Origin of the sequence: Chamaesiphon sp. VAR_48_metabat_403 (assembly GCF_031422475.1) — a bacterium.
Taxonomy (GTDB): domain Bacteria; phylum Cyanobacteriota; class Cyanobacteriia; order Cyanobacteriales; family Chamaesiphonaceae; genus Chamaesiphon.
The window spans coordinates 1-1,758 of the sequence record NZ_JANPLS010000132.1 but is presented as its reverse complement, the minus strand read 5'-3'; the positions used below and the strand labels follow the sequence as shown (position 1 = coordinate 1,758).

Here is a 1,758-nt window from a genome sequence, read left to right as displayed (position 1 = left end):
GCAATTCATGAATTGCCCCTACTCTAAGTTTAGAGTGAAATTGAATAATATCGAATCATTCAAAATATCGCATCTGATAAGATGCATAGCTAAATACCTCTCTGAGTGTCGAATAGAGATCGCGCAATTCAAAAAAGTTGGCATGTGCAGTATAAACAGCCTTCACTCCAGATTTTTCGAGTGCTAATTTAGTACGGGGGAGATGAAAATACTGAGAAATCGCGATCGCACTTTGCCATTTATGCTCGCTCATCAATCGGGCGGTATTTTTGGCAGTGAGATAGGTATTATTGCCCTGACTATCTACATAAATCTGCGCGGTGGGTAATCCATTGGCAACCAGATATTGCTTCATTACCACGGCTTCATCGAAACCCTCTTTACCCACCCCACCACTGACGATCGTGTTTTTAAAAACTCCCTGTCGGTAAAGTTCGATCGTTTTATCCAATCTCGCTTGCAATCTTGCCGAAGGTTTGCCATTTGGCTCGACGGTATTTCCCAGCACGACAGCAACATCAGCCTGGTGAATATTATCGATCGATCCCACGATTGATATTGCCCCCGCACAGATAATTAATAAGCCGATCGAGCCAATGCCAACACGAGTTAAAATAGTAACGATCCGACGACGATTAAAGATCGATCTAGAGCTAGTCATGATGGCAGTATTAATAAAACTCAAATTAATCTAGCTATCGATCGGTAGATTTTGTTTAACCCACTGTCTAAATTCTTTTCTGGCTTCACTTGTCAATATTTCTGTGCTGCGTTCTAAGATCTGCGAAATACCCATTTTAATTGGTAGAGCGGGGAACAAACAACTAGTATCGGATTCGATATAACTGCCTGCTGTCAGCACAAATATGGCTAATTTATCTTGTCGATAACGCCAAATCTCTGGTATGCCTAAAGATTCATAAGCACTAATTTGAGTAACCGAAGTTAGATCGACCTCAATTACCAGATCGGGAGGTGGATCGATCGTCAAATCTAATCTGGTTTTACCGACGATCGCTTGACAATTTTTCAGGTAGAAGCAATCATCGGGTTCGATTCCAGCCTTCATCCGATCGTTTTTAAATGTCGAAGAACCTAATGATTCCCAAGGTAAATCTAATTCTTCCAGTAACACTACTAATAAGTTGCTGATTAGTACTTTAATCCGTTCGTGTTCTGGTAATGGCATCCGAATCTCTAACTCTCCAGCATAGTAGGCAATCCTTGTCGCTCTTTTTTCTCCTAACTCTAACAAGATTTGCTCGAATTCTTCCCAGCTCACATCATGCAGATAGATTTTTTGACCTACACTAATTTTGATGCGGTTTAGAGATATTGACGCTACCATGATACTGTCGATCGCTTCACCTTCATTATATCGCGCGATCGCACCAATTGAAAATCCTATCACCGATAGCATTCAGACGTCAATCGGATAGTGCGGAATGCTTCACTTTTCCAGCCAGAAACGAATGTCTAATCATGTCTCGTAACAAAATTTCCGAGAGTATTCAACAGCAAGTGGGCTATTGGATAAAGCTTCCAAATGTGCTACTGATATCTACTAGCTTCGTTTATCAACCGCCCTCAAATGAATTTGGGGCTAATAGCAAAAGTCCACTGAAGTGGACTGCAAGAGAATTACTGGCTTAGAGAGTTCATTTCAATGAACTTTAGCACGTTAGCCCCGATTTCAATCGAGGGCGGATGTCGAGCGGAGCAAGTCGATTTGCGTTGAATCGATTAAGTACAAACGAC

The 1,758-nt window shown here is 41.5% G+C and carries 2 protein-coding genes; both read right to left on the bottom strand.

Annotated elements, in window-relative coordinates; all coding sequences use genetic code 11:
• Nucleotides 1-55: 55 nt before the first annotated feature.
• A complete protein-coding gene (locus RMO79_RS06560; protein ID WP_310482256.1) occupies nucleotides 56-661 on the bottom strand; it encodes a YdcF family protein in 606 nt (201 codons plus the stop codon).
• Nucleotides 662-691: 30 nt separating this feature from the next.
• Nucleotides 692-1,411, bottom strand: coding sequence for a Uma2 family endonuclease (locus RMO79_RS06555; protein ID WP_310482255.1), 720 nt, complete (start codon nucleotides 1,409-1,411; stop codon nucleotides 692-694).
• Between the last annotated feature and the right edge of the window lie 347 nt (nucleotides 1,412-1,758).

Bases quoted from the DNA above. Each gene is read 5' to 3' on its own strand.
- RMO79_RS06560 (WP_310482256.1), bottom strand. From the start codon at position 661: ATGACTAGCTCTAGATCGATCTTTAATCGTCGTCGGATCGTTACTATT.